The following is a 19789-nucleotide window of genomic DNA, read 5'->3' as shown; positions in this document are numbered from 1 at the left end:
GGGAGCGTCAGCTTTGGGCTTCGGGAGGCCGCTCGCCCCGTCCATCGCGACCCGCGGTCTCAGCAGGCGGCCGGCTGACGCGCGGCCTCCGTGCTCAGCGGGGGTCGGCCTGCGGTGTCGTCCGGACGGTCGCGAGGTCGGCGAGTCCCGAGAGGGTGAGGACGGGCTCCAGGAGGGGCGGAGCGATCAGTTCGAGGCGCTCGGCGCGCGCGAAGAGGATGCTCAGCCCGGCGCTGTCGAGGTATTCGACGGCGGTGAGGTCCAGGACGAGGCGGCCGCCGGTGCCGGCGAGGGCGGTGTCGATGGCGGCGGCGAGAGTCTGGCTGTTGCTCATGTCGATCTCACCGGCGGCCGTCAGGATCGCCGCGCCGTCCGGGCGCTGACCGGTGGTGAGGGTCAAGAGTGCGGTCATGGCTCGATTCTTGTGTTCATGCGGACGGTGGTGCCGTCGGGACCGGGCGTGATCGTGAGCTGCTGCATCAGCGCGCGCATCAGGGCCGTGCCGCGGCCGCGGTCGGAGTGGGGGTCCGGCCGGGGCGTCTTCCACCGGCCCGAGTCGGCGATGGTCAGGTGCAGGCGGTCGACGTCGACCTCGGCGCGCAGCCTGACGATGCGGCCGGGGGTGTCGCGGTGTCCGTGTTCGATGGCGTTCGCGCAGGCTTCACCGGCGGCCACCAGGACGTTCTGCGCCGCGCGGCGGGACAGCCGGCACTGGGCGAGCCAGTCGCGGAGGGCTTCGCGGACGGGGGCGAGCTGGGACGACTCGGCGGGGAAGGCCACCTCCAGCGGGGCCGGGTGCCGGTACAGCAGCAGCGCGACGTCGTCGTCGTAGCCGCCGGGCGGCGCCAGGCGGTCCATGACGCGGGTCGCGAGATCGTCGAGGGTCTGGTCGCGGCCGTCCTGGACGGTCCGGCCGGCCTGGGCGATGCCGTCGTCCAGGGAGCGGCGCCGCCGTTCGACGAGGCCGTCGGTGTACACCAGGACGGTGGCGCGGGCCGGGATGGTGGTCTCGGCGTCGGGCCGGGGCCTGCCGGGCCTGACGGCGAGCGGAAAGGACCTGCCGCCCCCGAGCAGTTCGGTGGTCCCGTCGCGGTGGGCGAGGATGGCGGGCGGGTGCCCGGCGCTGGAGTAGGTGAAGCGGCCCGTGCCGGGGTTCAGGACGCCGCAGAAGACGGTCGTGCACCTCGCTCCGGAGATGCCGGCGGCGAAGTGGTCGAGGGCCATGAGGGTGTGGGCGGGGCTGGCGTCCTGGAGGAGGAGGGCGCGGCAGGCGCTGCGCAGCTGGCCCATGACGGTGGCCGCCGCGAGGCCGCGGCCGACGCAGTCGCCCACGACGATGCCGATGCGGCCGTCGGGAAGGTCGAAGGTGTCGTACCAGTCGCCGCCGACCTCCAGCGGGCTGGCCGCGGGCTCGTAGCGGACGGCGAATCCGGCGGGGAGCCGGGCGGGCCCGAGGATGGCGCGCTGCAGGGCGAGGGCGGTGTCGCGCTGCTGGTCGATCTGGTGGGCGCGGACGAGCCCCTGCGCGATGTGCCCCGCCAGCAGCGTCAGGAGGACCTGGTCCTGGTCGCTGAAGGGGCGCCGCTCGCTCAGCTCCACCCAGACCGCCAGGGTGCCCCGGGGGTGTTCCAGGGTGATGGCGGCCGGATGCTCCGCCGACGGGGTGAGCGTGGGATGTGCGCGCAGGGCGCCCAGCTCCCGGCGGCGCCGCTCGGGGAGCGCCTGCCAGGTCAGGTCCGGGTCGGTGGAGGTGAGGACGGGCGGCTCGCCGTCCGTGAAGAGGACGGCGAGCACGCGCCGGGCCTGCCACAGCTCCCGCAGTTCGTCCAGCGCGCCGGCCAGCGCGTCCGGCAGGCCGGCGGCTCCGGCGAGGCGCAGGCTCAGCGCCGCCAGGGCGCTCTCGCGCTGGATGGCGTAGTGCTCGGCGGTGACGTCGCGGAAGGTTCCCACGACGACGCGCCGCCCGGTGTCGGGGTCGTGGACATGGTTGAAGGAGGTGGTGATCCACAGCCGGTGCCCGTCGCGATGGTCGACGGGGATGGTGTAGGTGCCGCGCACCCGGCCCAGCAGGGTGGCGACGGCGTCGGCGACCATCCGGTGCGCCTCGGGGTCGGTCTCCTCGTCCGGCCACCAGGGGTGCACCCGGGAGTAGGGCAGATCCGCCGGCCCGTAGCCGAGGACGTCGGTGAACGCCGCGTTGATCTCGATGACGGCGCCGTCCTCGTCGCAGACGAAGAACGCCTCCTGCAGGGAGTCGACCAGTGCGGTGCGCCAGCGGGCATGGTGGTTGCGCATTCTGGCCAGTTCCACGTTCGCCCGGACCCGGGCCAGCAGGTCCGCCGCGGCGAACGGTTTGAGCAGGTAGTCGTCCGCGCCCGCCCGCAGGCCCTCGATCGACGCCTCCTGCCCGGCGCGGGCCGACAGCAGCAGCACCGGCACGGCCGCGGTGCGCGGGTCGGCGCGCAGCTCGGCCACCAGCTCCAGCCCGTTCAGGCGGGGCATCATCACATCGCTGACCACCAGATCGGGAGCGTCCCGGCGCACCGCCTCCAGTGCGGCGCGGCCGTCGGCGGCGGTGCCGACCCGGTAGCCGGCGCCGCGCAGCAGCCGGCCGAGGTATTCGCGCATGTCGCCGTTGTCGTCGGCGACCAGCACCGTGGCCGCCGCGGCGGGTCCCTCGGGGGACGCCGGATCGGAAGAAGGCGCCCCCGCCGCGTCCGGCGGGGTGCCGTGGCCGGCGGGCTCGCCGGGCAGCCAGCGCAGCGCCTCCTGCACGTAGGGATCGGCGGTCTCCGACACCGCCGGGGCGCCCGGCGAGCCGAGGGCCCCGGCGGGCAGGTGGGCGGTCCCGAAGGGAAGCCGGATGGTGAAACGGGTGCCCTCGCCCTCACGGCTGTCGGCGGTGATGGTGCCGCCCTGCAGGCCGATCAGCTCCTTGACCAGGGCCAGGCCGATGCCGCTGCCCTCGTTGGACCGCGAACGGGCGTTCTCGATGCGGTGGAACCGCTCGAACAGCCGCGGCATCTCTGCCGCGGGCACGCCGATCCCGGTGTCGGCGACGGTGACCCGGGCGTGCCCATCCTCGGCCCGGACGGAGACGCGGATACCGCCGTCGAAGGTGAACTTCAGCGCGTTGCTGAGCAGGTTGAGGATCACCTTCTCCCACATGCCGTGGTCGAGGTGGACGGGTTCGGGCAGCGGCGGGCAGTCGACGTCGAAGTCGAGGCCGGCCCTGTCGATGGCGGAACGGAAGACGCTGGCCAGTTCCGCGGTGACCGCCGGCAGGTCGGCCGGCTCGTAGGTCGCCTGCATCCGGCCCGCCTCGATGCGGGAGAAGTCCAGCAGGGCGTTGACCAGCTTTCCCAGCCGCAGCCCGTTGCGGTGGACGACCTCCAGGTCCTGGCGGACGTCGTCGCCGGCGTCCGCCAGCCGGCCGCGCAGTTCCTCCACCGGCCCCATGATCAGGTTGAGGGGGGTGCGGAACTCGTGGCTGATGTTGGAGAAGAAGGTCGTCTTCGCGCGGTCCAGCTCGGCCAGTTCCTCGGCTCGCCGCTGCTGGGCCTGGTAGCTGCGGGCACTGGCGATCCCCGCCGCGAGGTGCCCGGCCGTCAGCTCCACGAACCCGCGGTAGCCCTCCTCCAGCGGCCGGTACCGGTTCAGCGCGGCCACCAGGAACCCGTACGGCGCGTCCCCCTGCTGCAGCAGCGGCACGACCAGCGCCTGGACGGGCGGCTGCGACCAGCCCCCGGCCGGTAGCCCGGTGAACGGGCCGCCGTTCAGCGGCACCAGTACCGATTCGCCCCGGGCCAGTGCCGCCGCGGGCCACACCGCCCCCGGGCCGGTGCCACCGGCGGGCAGCGCGGGCGGCGCGGCCGGATGCCCGGCGGAGAGTCCCGTCGCACTCGCCAGCCGGGCCGCCCCGGCCTCGTCGAACAGGTACGTCACCGTGAACGGAAGATCCTGCCGGTTGCGGTCCAGCTGCCGGTGGGCGAAGGCCAGCGCCTCCGACTCGGTGCGCACCGCGCTGAGGTCGGAACCGAGGTCCCGCAGCGTCGCCATCCGCCGCTCGCCGATGACCCTCTCGGTCTCCTCGCTGACCACGCAGAGCATGCCGACCACGGTGCCGGCGTCGTCGCGCAGCGGACTGTAGGAGAAGGTGTGGTACGTCTCCTCGGTGTACCCCGACCGCTCCAGGAACAGCAGCAGCGCGTCGTCCCAGGTCGCCTCCGCCGTGGTGAGGACGGTGTCGATACGCGGGCCGATGTCGTCCCAGATCTCCGCCCACACCTCGCGGGCCGGGCGGCCCAGCGCCCAGGGGTACTTGCGGCCCAGGGTGTCGCGCCGGTAGGCGGCGTTGCAGAAGAACGTCAGCTCCGGGCCCCACGCCATCCACATGGAGAACCGGGACGACAGCAGGATGCTCACCGCCGTCCGCAGGCTCTGCGGCCAGGCGGCGGGCGGGCCGAGCGGGGTCGCCGCCCAGTCGACCGCGGCGAGATGGCGGCCGACCTCGTGATCGGCGCCGAACACGTCCGTCCCGGCCGCGGCCGGCACGCCGTGCTCACCACCGTCGGGTCGGGTCACGGGACGTCCTTCCGGCGGCCTCTCCGCTCGTCTGGGTTACCCGCCGGGGGCGGGGAAGAGGTGATGCGCAGGAAAAATAGGATAAACCAGTTTCTTGGCGAGACCTTCCACCCCCCGGCCAGCACCATCCCCACAGGAGCCTTTTAGGTGACGCACAACAACCTCACCGTCGACCTTTCGTCGCAGGATGCCGAAGTCCCCGTCCTGCACGTCGCCGGAGACCTCGATCACCACACCGCCCCGCTCCTCCGGGAGGCCCTGGACGCGGTGCCGTTCTCCCCCGGCAAGAGCGTCGTGGTCGACCTGACCGGACTCGCCTACTGCGATTCGACGGGGATCACCGTGCTCATCAACGCCTACAAGCGCGCGAAGCCGGCCGGCGGCCGGTTGCTGCTCGCCGGGCTGAGCCCCGACCTCCTCGACGTCTTCCGGATCATCGGACTCGACCAGATCTTCGTCTTCCACCCCACGGTGGACGAGGCGATCGCCGCCGCGCGCCGGGCGTGACGGGACGTCGGCGGCCGTCGGGGGTGTGCCCGTGAAACGCCATGCAGTTTGCCCGTCATGTCCGTAATGCTCAAATGTGGGCGGTACTGTTCCGGCAGGACTGTCGCGTGATCTCGACCGGGTTCGCGCGTGATCGAGGGGAGCACGGTCGATGAGCGGTGGGTCGGACAGGACGCATCTTCCAAAGCTGCTGAGGTCGCGGCGGAAGGCGCTGCTCGGCCGCTGGGTGGAGCTCGCCGCCGAGGGCGTGCGCGGGCGGCTCACCGCCGACGAGCTGAGGACGGAACTGGGCGAGCTGTACACGCTCATCGAGCGGACGGTCATCGGCGGGGACGAGGAGGCGGCCGGAGAGCTGCGCGCCGCGCTGGCGGAGGTGTCCCGCAGCCGCGCCCGGCAGGGGTTCAGCCCCACCGAGACCGCGACCAGCGTCTTCGCGCTCAAGCAGGCGGTGCTGGAAGAGGTGGAGGCGTCCGGCGACACCGAGGCCTACGCCGAGTTCGCCTCGTTCTCCGCCCGTCTCGACGAGCTGGGGCTCGTGACCTTCGAGATCTATGCCGCCGCCCGCGAGCAGGTCATCGCCGACCAGATGGAGCAGCTGATGGAGCTGTCCACGCCGGTGGTGAAGCTGTGGGACGGGATCCTCGGGGTGCCGCTGGTCGGCACGCTCGACTCGGCCCGCACGCAGGTGGTCATGGAGACGCTGCTGGAACGGCTCGTCGAGACCGGATCCCGGTTCGCGGTCCTCGACATCACGGGGGTGCCCGCCGTCGACACCGAGGTCGCCCAGCACTTGCTGAAGACGGTGATGGCCGCCCGGCTGATGGGGACCGAGTGCGTGATCTCCGGTATCCGGCCGCAGATCGCCCAGACGATCGTGGCGCTGGGGATCGAGTTCGGCGAGATCGCCACCAAGGCGACCCTGGCCGACGCACTGGCGTACGCGCTGGAGAAGAGCGGGATCCACGTGAGCGAGAGGACGAGCGCCTGATGGAGCGGGTGCCGATTCTCAAGATCGGTCAGGTCCTGCTGGTGTCGATCCAGGTCGATCTGCAGGACCAGACCGTCCTCGCGCTCCAGGAGGACCTGGCCGAGCGCATCGTCGGCACCGGCGCCCGCGGCGTGATCATCGACATCACCGCGGTCGACATCGTCGACTCCTTCATCGGACGGATGTTCGCCACCATCGCGTCGATGTCGCGCCTGATGGACGCCGAGACGGTGGTGGTGGGCATGCGCCCCGCCGTGGCGATCACGCTGGTGGAGCTGGGGCTCTCCCTCGGTGACGTGCGAACCGCGCTGAATCTGGAGAAGGGCATGCGACTGCTCGGCGCCCCGCTGCCCGCGGTGGTGCCGGGCTCCGTGGACGACCGGTGACGACCCCGCCGGGCGCCCCGCTGCCCATCGCCTCCAACGAGGACGTGGTGCAGGTCCGGCAGGTCGTGCGGGCCGCCGCCGCGGCGGCCGGCATGTCGCTGGTGGACCAGACCAAGATCGTGACCGCGGCCAGCGAGCTGGCCCGCAACACCTTCGTGTACGGCGGCGGAGGCACCGCCCTGGTGGAGCCGGTCGTCAGCGAACGCGGCCGGCCCGGCGTCCGGCTCGTGTTCACCGACACGGGGCCGGGCATCCCCGACGTCGCGCAGGCGCTCAGCGAGGGGTGGACGACCGGCGGCGGCCTGGGCCTGGGTCTGCCCGGCGCGCGGCGGCTCGTCGACGAGTTCACGCTGGAGACCGAGGTCGGCGCGGGCACCACGGTGACGGTGGCGAAGTGGGCCCGTTGACGGCCCGCTGGGTGAGCAGCCCGCTCACCGGCGACGCGGTGTGGGCCCGGGCGGAGGAGCCCAGCGCGGCCGCGGGGGCGCGGCGCCATGCCGTCCGGCTGGCCGAGCGGGTCGGATTCACCGCGGCGCGCGTGGCCCAGATCCAGATCGCGGTGACCGAGGCGGCCACCAACCTGGTCAAGCACGCCGTGCAGGGTGAGATGCTCGTGCGGGTGGTGCGCGCCGGCGACGACGCCGCGCTGGAGATCGTCTGCCTGGACCGGGGACCCGGCATCGGCGACGTGCCCGGCTCCCAGCTGGACGGACGCTCCACGACCGGCACCCTGGGCATCGGCCTGGGGGCCATCGAGCGGCTCGCCGACCACAGCGGCGTCCACTCCGTCCCGCGGACCGGCACCGTGCTGTTCGCGCGCTTCCTGCACCCGGGCGGCGAAGGGACCGCCCCTGCGCCGGCCGGCCTGCCCTTCGCCGGGTTGACGCGCCCGATCGAGGGCGAGCAGGAGTGCGGTGACGCCTACGCCGCCCGGCTGGAGGACGGGACCGTCTACGCGATGCTCTGCGACGGGCTCGGGCACGGCCCGATGGCGGCGCGCGCGGCGTCGGAGGCCGTCGCGGCGGTGCGGGAGGCCGCGCTTCCCGCCGGTCCCGCCGACCTTCTGACACAGGTGCACCGGCGGCTGGGCCCGACCCGGGGCGGCGCGGTCGCGGTGGCCGTCGTGGAGCCCGCGAAGGGCGTGGTGCGGTTCGCCGGGCTCGGGAACGTCGCCGGATGGATCATCGGACGCGATCGCCGGCACGGCATGGTCTCCGTCCCGGGGATCGCGGGCGCGCAGGCCCGGAGGCTGCGCGAGCAGGTGTACGACCTGCCCCAGGGCGCGGCGGTGGTGCTGCACTCGGACGGGCTGACCGCCAAGTGGGACGCCGCCGGCCGCCCCGGCCCCGGCCGCGACCCGCTGCTGCTCGCCGCCGACCTGATGCGCGAGGCGGGGGTACGGCACGACGACCGCGGAGTCCTGGCCGTGACCACGGCCGGCTGGAGGTGAAGCGTGGCCGAGGAACTGCTGCGCCTGCGGATATCGGACGAGCAGAGCGTCTTCGCCGTCCGGCAGGCCGGTCGGCAGGTCGCCGCCGCGCTGCGGCTGGACGCGCAGGACCAGGTGCGGGTCGCCACGGCGCTCAGCGAAGTCGGCCGCGAGCTGTTCGCCCATGCCGGCGCGGCCACCGTGGTGTTCCTCCTGGACCGCGGGCATCCGCCCGGCCTGGTGGTGGAGCTGGGCGCCGAGCCCGTCGAGGGCGTGGACCTCCCGCGGGAGGGGGACGCCGCCGCCGCGCGCCTGCTCGACTCGGTCGAGGAGATGGAGACGCCGGCCGGGCCGGGCGTCCGGCTGCGCAAGAACCTCCCGCCCGACACCGGCGCGGTGGACGGCCCCGCGCTGGACGAGCTGCGCGGAAGGCTGGGACGGCTGCGTCCCGTCCCCGCGCTGGAGGAGCTGCGGACCCAGAACGCCGAGCTCATCGAGGCACTGGAGGACGTCCGGCGCCAGCGCGAGGAACTCCGGCTGCTCAACGCCGAGCTGGAGGAGACCAACCACGGTGTCATGGCGCTCTACAGCGAGCTCTCCACGGAGCTGGAGGAGACCAACCGCGGCGTCGTGGCGCTGTACGCCGAGCTGGAGGAGAAGTCCGACCAGCTGCGCGAGGCGGGAGCGGTCAAGAACCGGTTCTGGGCCAACGTCAGCCACGAACTGCGCACCCCCGTCAACGGGATCATCGGCCTCACCCGGCTGCTGCTCGACCCCGCCGCGGAGTCCCTCACCGGGGAGCAGCGTCACCAGATCTCCCTGATCGCCGATGCCGGGGAGACGCTGCTGTCGCTGGTGGGGGAGCTGCTGGACATGGCCAAGGCCGAACAGGGCCGGCTGGCGCCGCGCCGGACCGTGGTCCGGATGCCGTCCCTGCTGCGGCGGCTGTCGGAGCTGCTGGCGCCGATGGCCGAGCAGGCGGGCGTGGAGCTGCGGACGGAGACCGACCCGGCCGCGCCCGCCGACGTGGTCACCGACGAGGAGATGCTGACCCGCATCCTGCGGAACCTGCTGGCCAACGGGCTGAAGTTCACCGACGAGGGAGAGGTGCGGCTGACCGTACGGCAGACCCCGGACCACCTGGAGTTCATCGTCGCCGACACCGGTGTGGGCATCCCTCCCGGCGAGCGGGAACGCGTCTTCGAGGAGTTCTACCAGGTGCCGCGCGGCAAGCGCGGCGGAACCGGGCTGGGCCTGCCCTACTCCCGGCACCTCGCCCGCGCCCTCGGCGGCGACCTCCTGCTGACCAGCGAGCCCGGCGCCGGCACCACGGTGACCCTGCGGCTGCCCCCGCACCGGAACCTGGGCGACCTCGGCTTCGGCCACGTCCTGATCGCCGACGGTGATGAGGCCGCCCGCCGTGCTCTGCGCGCCGTGCTCGACGGCGCCGCCGGACGCGTCAGCGAGGTTTCGGACGGAGCGGCCGCCCGCGACCTGATCGCCGCGGACCCGCCCGGCCTGGTCCTGCTCGGCCCGAATCTGCCGGCGTCCGACGTCACCGCCGCGCTGGCCCGGCCGGTGCCCGGGAGCGTCGTGGTGCTGATCGCCTCCGCGGCCGGCGCCCACCCGGACGATGCCGGGCGGGAACGCGTCGACGCGGTACTGGCGGAGGACCAGGTCTCCCCGGCGATGCTCGCCGACGCCGTCGTACGCGCCCGGGCGCCGCGAGCACGGGGAACCGTCCGATGAGCGACCGTCCCTCGTACACGACCCTCGTCGTCGACGACAACGACACCAAGCGGTACATCATCGGCAGCTGGCTGCGCCGCGCCGGCCACACCGTCATCGAGGCCGCGTCCGCCGCGCAGGTCTGGGAACGGCTCGCCGAACACGAGGTGGAACTGGTCGTCCTGGACATCCAGCTCCCCGACGTCAACGGCATGGAGGTCTGCGAACAGATCAAGGGCTCGCCCGCCACGGCGGCCCTGCCCGTGATCCACATCTCCGCCACGGCGGTCGAGGTCGCCGACCGCACCGACGGGCTGCAGCGCGGTGCCGACGCCTACATGACCGACCCGATCGATCCGGGCGAGTTCATCGCCACCGCCGAGGCGGTGCTGCGCTACTATCGGGCCCGGCGCCGGGCCGAGCGCATCGCCGACCGGATGGCCGCCTTCACCCGGACGTCCCTGGCCATCAACGCCGCCCAGACCTTCGACGCGCTCGCGGTGGTCGCGGCGCGCGGCGCCTTCGAGATCTTCGGCGAGCCCGCGTCCGTGTTCCTCCTCCCTCCGGACGGCCGGGTGAGACGAACCGTCACGCTGAGCGGTGAGCCGCTGTCGAGGAAGTCCCCGGCCGGCATGCCCGCGGAGCTGGCGCAGCTGACCGGGCTCGGCGACGGCACCGGCACCCGTGTCGTGCCCGTCTCCGCCGGGCGGTGGCGGGAGCTGCTGCCGGACAGCGCCGTCGAGAACGACGACGTCCTCCTGGTCACCTCGCGGATCAAGCCGGACCGTCCCCCGATCGGCGTCGCGATCGCGGCGCACGGAGCGTCCGACGAGGACGACGCCAACCTGCTGCGCCAGCTCGGGCAGGCGCTCGCCCTGGCCATGGAGGCGCTGCGCTCGTACACGGTGGAGCACCTGATCTCCCTGACCCTCCAGCGCAGCCTGCTGCCGGCGTCCCGGCCCGTCGTGCCCGGCTGGACGTTCGCCGTCCGCTACGAGCCGGCCAGCGACCAGGCCGAGGTCGGCGGCGACTTCTACGAGGTCATCGACCGGGGCGACGACGTGCTGATCGCCATCGGGGACGTCCAGGGGCACTCCCTGCACGCCGCCACCGTCATGGCCGAGCTGCGGCATGCGCTGCGCGCCTTCGCCGAGGAGGGGCACGGCGCCGTCGCGATCCTCGAACTCCTCAACGATGTGCTGCAGCGCTACCACGACGATCAGACGGCCACCATGATCTTGATGACCCTGGACCCGCGGACCGGGACGCTGCAGGTGGCCAACGCCGGGCACCCTCCTCCGCTGCACGCCGCCGGGGACCGGGTCGAGTACAGCGGCCGCGGCGGCCTGCTGCTCGGTTTCCCCGTCAACCAGGTCGGGACCGAGGAACTCACGGTGCCGCCCGGCGGCACCGTCGTGCTGATCACCGACGGGCTGATCGAGGAGCGCGGCGTCCCGATGGGCACCAATCTGGAGCGGCTGCGCGCCGTCGCCGGGCATGTGGACGACGACCTGGAGAAGTTCAGCGACCGCATCATCGCCGAGTTCGGCCCCCGGGAGGACGACGTCGCCCTCATCGTCATGCGCCGTGACCCTGAGTGAGTGCATACCGATTTCCGCGGACGCGCCCATTCCTTTCCGTCGCCGCGAGTAGAACACGGGTCAAGGACGCGGAATAGTTCGGCATTGGAAGGGCATATCCGGGGCCGGAGGTGCACACATGGTTCCGTTGCTACTGGTTCTTCTGCTCATTCTCATTCTGGCCGGCGCCGGGTTCGCGCTGAAAATCCTGTGGTGGATCGCGATCGCCGTCCTGGTGCTGTGGCTGATCGGCTTCGTGGCCCGTCCCGCCGGTACGGGCGGCCGCCGCGGCCGCTGGTACCGATGGTGAACGACCGGACACACTGGTAACCCCCTGGGGGAGTCGCCGAGGCGCACCGCGGTGAACCTGCGGTGCGCCTCGGCGTGCGAACCATTCCCGCCGAGCCGAGCCGAGCCGAGCCGAGCCGCCGGGCGGCACGCTAATGGGTGCGTTTCAGCAGCATTTCAAGTCTCGCTGGCGGGGCAGGATGTCGGCGTGACCACGAGCGCACTCATCGTCATCGACATGTTGAACCCCTACGATCACCCGGATGCGGGCCCGCTGGCCGCCGGCGTCGAGCATATGATCACGCCCTTGCGCCGCTTGCTGCGCAGCGCCGGGGAACGCGGCGATGTCCACGTTCTGTACGTCAATGACAACTACGGCGACTTTTCCGCCGACCGCCACGACCTGATCCAGCGGGCACTGCACGGGAAGCGGCCGGACCTGGTGGAGCCCATCGTCCCACCGGATGGCTGTGACCTGCTGGCCAAAATACGGCACAGCATCTTCTACGGCACGCCGCTGGAGTATCTGCTGACCCGCGAGAAAGTGGGCCAGGTCATCCTTACCGGGCAGGTCACGGAGCAGTGCGTGCTCTACAGCGCGCTCGACGCCTACGTCAGGCATTTCCAGATCAAGGTGGTGCGCGACGCGGTCGCGCACATACACCCCGAGCTGGGTGACGCCGCGCTGCGCATGATGGAGCTGAACATGCGAGCAGAAATCGTCACCGCCGACCAGTGCTTCTGAAACCCGGCCCGTCGTAGGCGCGCAAAGCCGTGCTCACTGGCTGCGGAGGGAACGAGAAAGGGATTCGCGGGCGACACGCAGCGAGCCCAGACCGGAACGGGATACTGCTGTTCTGGATCGACTACGCAGTGGAATCGGCTACCGTCGAGGTCACTCAGTAGAGCGGCAAAGAGGGGAACGCACATGGCTCAGAAGGTCATAGTTCAGATGACGGATGACCTCGACGGCGGCGAGGCCGACGAGACGGTGTCGTTCGCCATCGACGGCAAGGCGTACGAGATCGACCTCAGCGAGAAGAACGCCGACAAGCTTCGCACCGCTCTTCATCCGTTCATGGACAAGGGGCGTCGATTCAAGGCCGTGAGGGGCGGCAAGGCCGCGGCTCGAAGCAGCGGCGGCCGGGAGCGCAGCGCCGAGATTCGCGAGTGGGCGAAGTCCGCCGGCATCAAGGTGAACGAGCGCGGGCGCATCCCCGCCAACGTCATCGAGCAGTACGAAGCGGCTCACTAACCGGACATCCGAAGGGGGGCCCACCCGTGTCGGGTGGGTCCCTCTTCGCATGAGCGGGAGAGTCGGTTCGCGGAGGCCGGCGAGCCGCGCAGGCCGGCGGCGGCGCGGGTGGGCTGATCGGACGCGACGTAGCCGGTGATGTCCCATTCTTGGGGGCATAGGGAGCCTTCTCTCGGGTACTGGGATATGAGTCAGGTTTGCGGCGGTGACATTAATGCGATAGCGGTCATTGCTCTCCGGATCGACGACAGGTTCTGATGACTTCGAAACGGCAGGCAGGACGGAACGGCGCCCACGTCGCCCTGGTCTCGCTGGGAAGCGAGGTGGTCCGGTGCGGAGTGGGAACCATGCTGCGCGAGCTGGACGCGCTGGACGACGTGGTCGCCAGCGGCAGCTTCGACCACAGCATGGAACTGCTGCACTCGGGCCGGCCCACGCTGCTGGTGCTGAACTACGGCGACGAGCCTCGGCAGGCGGAGAAGCTCGCGAGCACGGCCACCGGCTTCGGCGTGCGAGTGCTGCTGATGCTGCGGAGCGCCACCGGAGAGGCGCTCGCGCAGGTGGCGGCCGTGCCCGCCGACGGCTACCTGCTGGAGCCGACCGTGACACACGAGGTGCTGGTGAACGCGCTGGGCGACCTGGACAGCGGGCTGGTGCCGATTCCCCATCCGGTGGCCCGCAAGCTCCTGGCCGAGGTCGGTCCCGTCGAGCCGGCCGGGCCGGAGCCGGTCGCGGCGCCCGCCGCGCGGGCGGGCACGGAGTCCACCCCGCTCACGGATCGCGAGCTGGAGGCGCTGACCCTGATGGTCGAGGGGCTGAGCAACAAGCAGATCGCCCGCCGCCTGGGCATCTCCGAGCACGGCGCCAAACGGCACGTCGCCAACATTCTGGCGAAGCTCAACTGCTCGAACAGGACGCTGGCGGCCGCCGTCGCGCTCAGTCGCGGACTGGTTCGGGACCCCGGGACCTCACGGCGGGCTCGCCGGTGAACAGGCGCCCGCCTGCGAGGATGCCGCGGTCCGGGGCGGCCAGCCCGCGCAGCGGCGCCCGCGCCTTGAGCAGCATCTCCTCGTACTCGGCCTCGGGGTCGGAGCCCAGCACGATCGCGCCGCCCGCGCCCACCGACAGCCGGCCCGGGTGCGCGACCACGGTGCGGATGACGATGTTGAGATCGGCGGTCCCGTCCAGGCCGAAGAAGCCGATGGCACCGGAGTAGGGACCGCGCGCCCGGCCCTCCAGCCGGTCGATGATCTCCATCGTGCGCAGCTTCGGCGCTCCGGTCATCGATCCGCCGGGGAAGCACGTCCTCGCCGCCTGCACGGCGGTCACCCCATCGTGCAGATGGCCCCGCACGGTCGAGACGAGCTGGTGCACGGTCTCGTAGGACTCCACCGCCATGAAGCGCGGCACGCTCACGGTGCCGACGTCGCTGATACGGCCCAGGTCGTTGCGGAGGAGATCGACGATCATGAGGTTCTCCGCCCTGGTCTTGACGGAGGCGGCCAGCTCCTCGCGCAGGGCGGCGTCCAGGTGCGGTTCGGGGGCGCGCGGCGCGGTGCCCTTGATCGGCTTGGACTCGACCACCCGGTCCCGGTCGACCTTCAGGAAACGCTCAGGGGAGGAACACAGGGCGTGCATCTCGCCCAAACGCAGGTACGCGGCATAGGGCGCCGGGTTGAGCCGTCGCTGAGCGAGATACAGCGCGTAGGGCGAGCCGTCGAAGGGGATCTCTGCCGTGTTGGTCAGGCAGATCTCGTAGCTCTCTCCGGCACGCAGAAGCCGCAGGCATTCCTCGATGTCCGCGAGGTAGCGCGCTCGCGGCCGGACGAGCCACGGCTCAGGATCGAACTCCCTGGTCGGCTGGAGGGCCGGTCGCGTCCTCGCCCTCCGTTTACGGCAGGCGCCGGCCGCCCCGTCGACCCACGCGCGGGCCGCGGCCCGGCTCCCGCGAGCGCCGTCGGTCAGCGCGAGCGCCCAGGTCTCTCCGGCTTCATGGTCGATCGCGACGAACCTGCTCGCCGACATCCAGGTGGCGTCGGGCGAGGACGAGACGTGCGACGCGGGGGCACCGCAGTCGCGCTTCAGCTCGTAGCCGAAGTAGCCGACGTAACCGCCGTTCAAATCGAACGGCAGTGCCGGATCGCTCGGGACGGCCCGTGCCGCGACATGGGCGTCGAGCACGTCGAAGATCGAGGAGAGGACCGTGGATTCGGTGCCGCCGGCGCGTACCAGCACGCTGTCGGACCCCGGCCGGCAGCACAGGATCTCGCCGTGCGGTCCGCCCGCGTCGCCCAGGAAGGAGAAGCGGGACAGACCGGGCTCGACCCGGCTGCTGTCCAGCCAGAAGGAGTACGGCTCGTCCGCGAACAACTCGGAGAACACGTCCGCGGCGTCGGGGACGCCGAAGATCCGCTCGGCCTCCAGCGTCCAGCGCGGGGTTTGCGGCGGTCTCGCGATGACGGCGGCGCCTCGCCGCCTCGCCGCCTCGTTGTGCTCCGCGGCGAGGTCGCGGAAGTTGGACATCAATCTCGGGCCGTACTCGGTGGAGATCGACTCCGGGTGGAACTGCACGCCCCACCACGGCATCCGGCGGTGCCGCAGGCCCATCACGACCGCGTCCGCGGCCCAGGCGGTGATCTCCAGGTCGTCGGGCGCGGGCGTGGCCACGCACAGGGAGTGGTAGCGCACGGCCAGGAAGCGCTGGGGGAGGCCGCGGAACAGGTCGCGCCCGCAGTGCCTGATCTCTTCCACGTGACCGTGGATGGGCGCGGGTGCGGGCACCACGTCGGCCTCCGACAGCCAGGCCAGCGCTTGGTGGCCGAGGCAGACGCCCAGCGTCGGCAGCCCGGAGTCCCGGATCAAGTCGAGCGTGATGCCGATGTCGCGCCGCTGCTGGGGACGTCCGGGTCCGGGGGAGATGATGAGGGCGTCGAAGCGGCTCGGATCCAGCCCGGCCCAGCCGGGATCGTCGTTGGGCATCACCACCGGCTCGACCCCGTAGGCCTGGGCGGCCAGCTGGAAGAGGTTGTAGGTGTAGGAGTCGTAGTTGTCGACGATCAGTGTGCGCACGGCAGTTCCCAGAGGTTGAAGGCGGGCAGGACGGCGCGGTGCCGTACGGCGCGCCGCCAGTCCGCGGCCCGGGGCGAGACCCTGGCGGCCGTCCGGCGGCCGTCGGTGCCGATCCAGGCGCGCACGGGACGAAGACCGTGCAGGGCGTTGAGGGTCCAGGTCTCCAGCCCCGGCAGTTCGGGGAGGCCGACTCGGTCGTGCCGGACGGTGCATCGCCAGCACTCGGCCAGCCGCTCCAGATGGGTTCTGGTCACCGACGGCAGCACGGGGAGACCGGCCTCGGGCACGCACAACTCGTCGCCGCGCCACCACACCAGGGCACTGTGGGCGGTCTCCAGCACGGTGCCGCCGCCGTCGTAGAGGAGCGCGTCATCGGCCCCGGCCGTCCTGGCCTGTTCGCGCAGCCCGGCCAGGACGCGGAGATCAGGGCCCTTGACCGTGGGCCGCACGCGGGGGTCCGATTCCGGCGGGATCCATAGCGTCACCTCCCCGGCGCCGGCGCCGGCGCCGGCGTCGGGCGCGGGTCTGGGCCACAGGGCCAGCCGGGGCTCGGGCCCGCCGTAGGCCTCGATCCGGGGAAACCAGCGGCCCCGCGATGGGAGCCAGTGCCGTACCGCGTCCAGGAAGCCGTGGACGGTGGCGGGCGGCAGTTCGGGCACCGTGTCGGCGCAGGCGCGCAGGAACCGCTGCCCGTGCAGCGCCAGGTCGCGGACCCGTCCTTCGGCGATCAGCCAGGAGTCGACGACCGCCGGCTCGTCCGGGGGCCACTGGGCCGCGGGGGCCAGGCCGGACCGCTCGCTCCATGCCAGGCGCGAGTTCGGCATGTTCACCACCTTCCCTCGCGCACCGCGAAGCGGCGCAGCTTGCCGGTGGGGGTGCGCGGCAGCCTCGGGCGGAACTCCACGCTGCGCGGCACCTTGTAGGCGGCCAGCCGGAGCCGGGCCAAGGCGATCAGCTCGCTCTCCAGTTCGGCCCGGTCCCCATCGGAGCGAGGCACGACGAAGGCGCGCAGTTTGCGTGCGCCGTGCTCGTCGGCGATGACCGCGACCGCCACCTCCGCCACCGCCGGATGCCCGGCGAGCACACGCTCGATCTCCACAGGGGAGACGGTGATACCGCCCACCATCTCCATGTCGTCGTTGCGGCCGCAGTGCCTTATCGCACCACCGTCCACGCGTTCCGCCAGGTCCCCGGTCCGCAGCCAGCCGCCGTGCAGCGCCCGGGCGGTCTGCTCGGGACGCCCCAGGTACCCGGTCATGATCGAGGCGCCTCGTACCCAGATCTCGCCCCGGCTCCGCGTGCTGGGGTCGCCGCTCTCGTCGCGCAGCACGACCTCGTATCCGGGCAGTGGACGGCCGATGGTGCCGGGTTCGTCCCGCCATGCGGTGTTGGAGATGTAGGCGTGGCCGACTTCGGTGGAACCGAGCTGGTCCAGCACGGGGGCGCCCAGCAGCTCGCGAGTCCGGGCGCCCAGGGCGGTGGACAGGGACTCGCCGGCCGAGACGGCCAGCCGTACCGGGGAGAACGCCTCGGACGGGCATTCGGCCACCAGGTTGGCGTATGCGGACGGCACGCCGTACAGCAGCGTGACACCGTGCCGCGCCACGGCCTCGGCGATCTCCGCCGGCGCCGGGCGATGCGGCAGCAGCACCGCGGCGGAGCCGGAGAGGAGCGGGAAGACCAGCGCGTTTCCCAGGCCGTAGGCGAAGAACAGCTTCGAGACCGACAGCGTCACATCGTCGTGCCGCACGCCCACCACGCCTTCGCCCGCGGCCCGCTGGTAGCGCTCCGGGTCGGCGTGGCGGTGCAGTGCCGCCTTGGGGGCACCGGTCGTGCCGGACGTGTACTGCGCGTACAGCGGCGTGTCGCCGGTCACGTCCGCGGCCGGTCCGGAGGGGGCGTTCGCGGCCAGCCGCATCAGGTGCCCGCCCGCCAGGACGGCGGGTCCGTCGAAGCGGCCGAGGAGGTGGTCCTCGGCCACCACGAGACGGGCCCGGCAGTCGCCGGCCATGAACGCGTGCTCGCCGGGGACGAGCTCGGGGTTGACCGGGATCGCCACCGCGCCGAGCCTCGCGGCCGCGAGGAATGCCGTCACCCATGCGATGCCGTCGCCCAACGCGATGAGCACCCTGTCCCCGGGGCGGACCCCCCGGCCGGCGAGAACCGAAGCGGCGGACGCGGCGAGGGCGTGCACCTCGCCATGCGTCCAGGAGCGTTCCGGGGTGTGGAATGCGGGCCGCTGCCACCACCCCGCCCGCCGAGCCCTGGCGGCCTGGCGCATCGCGAAGTTCGCGGGCGCGGCCGCCGCGGTCTCCCTCCCGCCTCGCTGCGGGACGGTCGGCGACTGGACGGCGATACGGCCGGGCGGGAGCTCAGGCATGACGAGACCCTTCTGGCAGGCCGCTGCGGGGCCTGCTCGGCAGATCGAGGGGGGCGATGAGGAAGACGCCGTCCACGGGACCCACCGGCCACCAGCCGCGGGTGATCAGCTCCGCGAGCGCGTCGTCGCGGTCATCGGTCAACGCGATGGCGACCAGGGTGCCGACCAGCCAGAGGATCGCGCCGGACATCGCCAGCGCGTCGGCGTCGCCGGGATCGGCGGGCCGCAGCCGCGGGGTGGCGACCAGCATCGCCACGTGCTCGGCGAGCTCCAGCCGGTCCTCGCGGCCGGCGTCGAGGAGCCGCCGGCGAGCGACGTGGCGGCGATGCTCCAGCCGCGCCAGCCAGCCGTCGTCCACCCGGTCGAGGAGGGCCGCGGGAACGTCGCCCGTCGGCCGCACCGGCGCGCCCGCCACCGCCGCGGGGATGCGGCCCTCATCTCGTCGCGGCGGGGGCGCGCCGTCCGCCGGGAGGTGCGCGGACACGCCGTGGAGCAGGGCGGCGACGCGGTCGCCGCCGCGGCCGAGGTCGCGGGCGAGTCCCTCGGGCGGGGCGCTCAGCTCGTAGTACCGGGCCATCGCGTCGCCACCTCCGGGTAGTCCAGTCCGAGTTCGTCGCACAGCAGCGCCCGGGTACGCCGGACGAACTCCGCCCGCGCCTCATCGTTGGTCAGCCGTTTGATGCCCCACCTGCGGAAGACCTCGTTGTTCCTGGAGTCGCCGCGGCCGAAGAAGGGCAGGGTCATCGTGATGAGGTGGTGCGCCGAGGAGCGGACCTCCTCGCGGGTGTCCGGATCGGCGGCCAGCCGCTTGGCGCTCGTGGTCCCGAAGCCGACGTGGAAGCGCTCCTCCGCCATCAGCGACCGGCACAGTCTGCGCAGCGGCACGTACGAGCACTCGCACAGGTCTTCCATCAGCACGACCTCGGCAAGGTCCACGATCGCCTTGGTCATCACATATCCGGTCCACGTCTCCACCTGGTAGTCGAAGACCGAGAGCGGCGGACGGCCATGGGCGTCCTCCAGCCCGAGATCGTGCGCGAGCTTGTTGAACTTTAAATGGTGACCGTACTCCTCCATCGCCATTCTGCACGCGAGCCACTTCTCGCGTGCGGTGGGGGCGAGCGAAATGGACGGCTCGTCGAACACCGCCGCCCCCGCCGCCTCATTGCGCACATGACTATTGATGATCTTGCCGAGTGCCGTGACGTACTCATCGCCGAGTGCCTGCGCCTCGGCGGCGTCCTGGGTTTCCCGAGCGAGTGCCGGCGCCATGCCACCTCCTTCCGGACGTCATCGACGAAAGCTAAGGACGGCTCGGAGCGGAGGCAAGTGCCCGGATGGGCACCTCGAAAGAGCAGGCCCTGATTTGGGACGGTGCGTCGACCGGGCACCTTTGGCACGTTCCCGCTGATCAAACTTCCCCGTTGGGCAGTTAGGTAAGGCAAGCCTAACAGCCTAATGGCTACCCGGGTCGCCCGTAATAAAAATTGAAGATTCGTCAGGCGCTAAGGGGTATGTCAGGGTTATGCGTCATGACGGAAACGGCGATGCGTCCGAACTGCGTGTCCGTGCAAGGCCGGCTGCTTTCGCCCAAT

18 protein-coding genes are annotated in these 19789 nt (G+C 72.1%); 11 read left to right on the top strand and 7 right to left on the bottom strand.

Annotated elements, in window-relative coordinates; all coding sequences use genetic code 11:
• Nucleotides 1-94: 94 nt before the first annotated feature.
• The gene (locus AL2_RS05985; RefSeq protein ID WP_067630495.1) at nt 95-412 is read right to left on the bottom strand and encodes an STAS domain-containing protein; all 318 of its coding nucleotides are present in this window, start codon (nt 410-412) and stop codon (nt 95-97) included.
• Nucleotides 409-4584: a SpoIIE family protein phosphatase gene (locus AL2_RS05980; RefSeq protein WP_067630492.1), complete on the bottom strand. Its 4176-nt coding sequence runs from the start codon at nt 4582-4584 to the stop codon at nt 409-411. The genes AL2_RS05985 and AL2_RS05980 overlap by 4 nt, the downstream gene beginning before the upstream one ends.
• Before the next feature lie 147 nt (nt 4585-4731).
• Here AL2_RS05980 and AL2_RS05975 point away from each other — a divergent pair, with 147 nt between their 5' ends.
• The 11 genes from AL2_RS05975 (at nt 4732) to AL2_RS05925 (ending at nt 13734) form a co-directional block, all read left to right on the top strand.
• Nucleotides 4732-5091: an STAS domain-containing protein gene (locus AL2_RS05975; protein ID WP_067630489.1), complete on the top strand. Its 360-nt coding sequence runs from the start codon at nt 4732-4734 to the stop codon at nt 5089-5091.
• A gap of 151 nt (nt 5092-5242) precedes the next feature.
• Nucleotides 5243-6079, top strand: a complete 837-nt coding sequence (locus AL2_RS05970) for an STAS domain-containing protein (RefSeq protein ID WP_067630487.1) — start codon at nt 5243-5245, stop codon at nt 6077-6079.
• Nucleotides 6079-6465: an STAS domain-containing protein gene (locus tag AL2_RS05965; RefSeq protein WP_168444811.1), complete on the top strand. Its 387-nt coding sequence runs from the start codon at nt 6079-6081 to the stop codon at nt 6463-6465. The genes AL2_RS05970 and AL2_RS05965 overlap by 1 nt, the downstream gene beginning before the upstream one ends.
• Complete coding sequence (locus AL2_RS05960) at nt 6462-6872, top strand: ATP-binding protein (RefSeq protein ID WP_067630484.1); 411 nt, start codon at nt 6462-6464, stop codon at nt 6870-6872. Before AL2_RS05965 ends, AL2_RS05960 begins: the two co-directional genes overlap by 4 nt.
• A complete protein-coding gene (locus tag AL2_RS05955) occupies nt 6860-7915 on the top strand; it encodes an anti-sigma regulatory factor (RefSeq protein WP_067630481.1) in 1056 nt (351 codons plus the stop codon). The genes AL2_RS05960 and AL2_RS05955 overlap by 13 nt, the downstream gene beginning before the upstream one ends.
• A gap of 3 nt (nt 7916-7918) precedes the next feature.
• Complete coding sequence (locus AL2_RS05950) at nt 7919-9643, top strand: ATP-binding protein (RefSeq protein ID WP_067630478.1); 1725 nt, start codon at nt 7919-7921, stop codon at nt 9641-9643.
• A complete protein-coding gene (locus tag AL2_RS05945; protein ID WP_067630475.1) occupies nt 9640-11223 on the top strand; it encodes a fused response regulator/phosphatase in 1584 nt (527 codons plus the stop codon). Before AL2_RS05950 ends, AL2_RS05945 begins: the two co-directional genes overlap by 4 nt.
• 118 nt (nt 11224-11341) lie before the next feature.
• Nucleotides 11342-11512 carry a hydrophobic protein gene (locus AL2_RS05940; RefSeq protein ID WP_067630472.1) on the top strand — a complete coding sequence of 57 codons (171 nt, stop codon included), beginning with the start codon at nt 11342-11344 and terminating at the stop codon, nt 11510-11512.
• Nucleotides 11513-11698: 186 nt separating this feature from the next.
• Complete coding sequence (locus tag AL2_RS05935) at nt 11699-12235, top strand: cysteine hydrolase family protein (RefSeq protein ID WP_067630469.1); 537 nt, start codon at nt 11699-11701, stop codon at nt 12233-12235.
• A 183-nt stretch (nt 12236-12418) separates the two neighbouring features.
• Nucleotides 12419-12745, top strand: a complete 327-nt coding sequence (locus tag AL2_RS05930; RefSeq protein WP_067630466.1) for a histone-like nucleoid-structuring protein Lsr2 — start codon at nt 12419-12421, stop codon at nt 12743-12745.
• 257 nt (nt 12746-13002) lie between these two features.
• On the top strand, nt 13003-13734 hold the full coding sequence (locus AL2_RS05925; protein WP_083946079.1) for a helix-turn-helix transcriptional regulator: 732 nt from the start codon (nt 13003-13005) through the stop codon (nt 13732-13734).
• On the opposite strand, the gene pabB is transcribed toward AL2_RS05925, so the two are convergent.
• The 5 genes from pabB to AL2_RS05900 are packed head-to-tail and all read right to left on the bottom strand — an operon-like array spanning nt 13682 to nt 19466.
• Nucleotides 13682-15814, bottom strand: a complete 2133-nt coding sequence (gene pabB / locus AL2_RS05920) for an aminodeoxychorismate synthase component I (RefSeq protein WP_067630460.1) — start codon at nt 15812-15814, stop codon at nt 13682-13684. The genes AL2_RS05925 and pabB overlap by 53 nt on opposite strands.
• On the bottom strand, nt 15802-16638 hold the full coding sequence (locus AL2_RS38450; protein ID WP_083946077.1) for an aminotransferase class IV: 837 nt from the start codon (nt 16636-16638) through the stop codon (nt 15802-15804). The genes pabB and AL2_RS38450 overlap by 13 nt, the downstream gene beginning before the upstream one ends.
• A gap of 2 nt (nt 16639-16640) precedes the next feature.
• Complete coding sequence (locus AL2_RS05910; protein WP_083946075.1) at nt 16641-18194, bottom strand: AMP-binding protein; 1554 nt, start codon at nt 18192-18194, stop codon at nt 16641-16643.
• Nucleotides 18187-18771 carry a hypothetical protein gene (locus AL2_RS05905; protein WP_067630459.1) on the bottom strand — a complete coding sequence of 195 codons (585 nt, stop codon included), beginning with the start codon at nt 18769-18771 and terminating at the stop codon, nt 18187-18189. The genes AL2_RS05910 and AL2_RS05905 overlap by 8 nt, the downstream gene beginning before the upstream one ends.
• Nucleotides 18750-19466: a Phenylacetic acid catabolic protein gene (locus AL2_RS05900; protein WP_083946073.1), complete on the bottom strand. Its 717-nt coding sequence runs from the start codon at nt 19464-19466 to the stop codon at nt 18750-18752. The genes AL2_RS05905 and AL2_RS05900 overlap by 22 nt, the downstream gene beginning before the upstream one ends.
• Nucleotides 19467-19789 lie beyond the last annotated feature (323 nt).

This window comes from Actinomadura latina NBRC 106108 (assembly GCF_001552195.1).
GTDB classification, from domain to species: domain Bacteria; phylum Actinomycetota; class Actinomycetes; order Streptosporangiales; family Streptosporangiaceae; genus Spirillospora; species Spirillospora latina.
The sequence above is the reverse complement of the archived record's forward strand: the minus strand, read 5'-3'. Positions and strand labels throughout refer to the sequence as shown.

Excerpts from the sequence above, each read along its gene's own strand:
- AL2_RS05970 (WP_067630487.1), top strand. The coding sequence starts at position 5,243 with ATGAGCGGTGGGTCGGACAGGACGCATCTTCCAAAGCTGCTGAGGTCG.
- AL2_RS05900 (WP_083946073.1), bottom strand. The coding sequence starts at position 19,466 with ATGGCGCCGGCACTCGCTCGGGAAACCCAGGACGCCGCCGAGGCGCAG.
- AL2_RS38450 (WP_083946077.1), bottom strand. The coding sequence starts at position 16,638 with ATGCCGAACTCGCGCCTGGCATGGAGCGAGCGGTCCGGCCTGGCCCCC.
- AL2_RS05945 (WP_067630475.1), top strand. The coding sequence starts at position 9,640 with ATGAGCGACCGTCCCTCGTACACGACCCTCGTCGTCGACGACAACGAC.
- AL2_RS05930 (WP_067630466.1), top strand. The coding sequence starts at position 12,419 with ATGGCTCAGAAGGTCATAGTTCAGATGACGGATGACCTCGACGGCGGC.
- AL2_RS05940 (WP_067630472.1), top strand. The coding sequence starts at position 11,342 with ATGGTTCCGTTGCTACTGGTTCTTCTGCTCATTCTCATTCTGGCCGGC.
- AL2_RS05985 (WP_067630495.1), bottom strand. The coding sequence starts at position 412 with ATGACCGCACTCTTGACCCTCACCACCGGTCAGCGCCCGGACGGCGCG.
- AL2_RS05905 (WP_067630459.1), bottom strand. The coding sequence starts at position 18,771 with ATGGCCCGGTACTACGAGCTGAGCGCCCCGCCCGAGGGACTCGCCCGC.
- AL2_RS05925 (WP_083946079.1), top strand. The coding sequence starts at position 13,003 with ATGACTTCGAAACGGCAGGCAGGACGGAACGGCGCCCACGTCGCCCTG.
- AL2_RS05965 (WP_168444811.1), top strand. The coding sequence starts at position 6,079 with ATGGAGCGGGTGCCGATTCTCAAGATCGGTCAGGTCCTGCTGGTGTCG.
- AL2_RS05910 (WP_083946075.1), bottom strand. The coding sequence starts at position 18,194 with ATGCCTGAGCTCCCGCCCGGCCGTATCGCCGTCCAGTCGCCGACCGTC.